The organism is Simplicispira lacusdiani, from assembly GCF_003604195.1.
GTDB classification, from domain to species: Bacteria; Pseudomonadota; Gammaproteobacteria; order Burkholderiales; family Burkholderiaceae_C; genus Simplicispira; species Simplicispira lacusdiani.
In genome coordinates, this window is record NZ_QXGR01000036.1 from 1 (window position 1) to 1,064 (window position 1,064).

Sequence of the window (1,064 nt, forward strand, 5' to 3'; positions counted from 1 at the left end):
CCGAACCTCTCCTCGTATTCCTCGTAGGCCGCGTAGATCTCCTCCGCGCTCTTGTCCGGGTGGTAGTTCAGGATGAAAAGCAGGTTGGCGTACAGCTTGTCCTGCATCGGGTCCAGGGCCACGGCGGTCCGGAAATGGGCTTCCGATGCATGCAGCGCCCCCTGCTGCTGCTCGACGATGGCCAGTGCCGAATAGCCCCAGGAACTGCCCGGCGCGATCGCAATCATGCGCTGCGCGCAGTCCCGGGCATCGGTCAGCCGGCCCAAGCGCTTGAGCACATCCGCCAAGGCATTCCAGGGTCCCAGATGGTTGCCCGCGCCTTCGGCCGCCCGGCGCAGCAGGTCTGCGGCTTCTTCAAGCCGGCCCAGTTCAGAGAGCTGCAGGCCGAGCACGTAATCAGCCTCCACCCCCGTGCGCAATTGCGCGGCACGGCGGAAGCAGGTTTCCGATTCCGCCATGCGCCCTTGCCTCTGCAGGATATTGCCCAGGTTGTCGTACCCCTCGACCTTTTGGGGCAGGGCCACGATGGCGCGGCGCCACAGGGTTTCAGCATCGGCCAGCCGCCCCAGGGTCTGCAGCAGCGCACCCGCACCCAGGTAGGCTGCCATCAGATCGGGTTGCAGATCCAGGGCGCGCTGCAGCCATTGCAGCGCCTCGGCTGCGGCGCCCCGTTCTTTCAGGTGAAGCCCCAATTGGCAGGCCGCGTCCGCATCCTGCGGCCGGAGTTCGGCCGCACGCCGCAGGTACGCCTGCGCCTCGATCGGACTGCCGCGCTGGTCCAGCAACTGGCCCAGCGGAAGGAGCGCCTCGGTCAGGAGAGGATCCAGCGCCAGGGCGCGCCGGAAGCAGGCCTCAGCCTCCGCATCGCGGCCCTGGTCACGCAGGCGCATTCCCAGGTGGCACTGCGCCTCGGCGCTGTCCGGAAGATCCGTGGACGCCATGGCCGCCAAGGGGTCCCGGGCGCCGGATTGCTCCCAGGCATCGAACATCATGGCATAGGCCTGCTCGACCTTCCTCGCAAACCCCTGCCCATCGAGCAGCTCGCTCGCCCGCAGCTGCCCGCG

General features: G+C 68.0%; 1 protein-coding gene. It reads right to left on the reverse strand.

Annotation, left to right across the window (positions count from 1 at the left end; all coding sequences use genetic code 11):
* Nucleotides 1–1,064, reverse strand: a 1,064-nt coding sequence (locus tag D8S75_RS17260) for a tetratricopeptide repeat protein (protein WP_157982681.1), incomplete at both ends; no start/stop codon positions are given.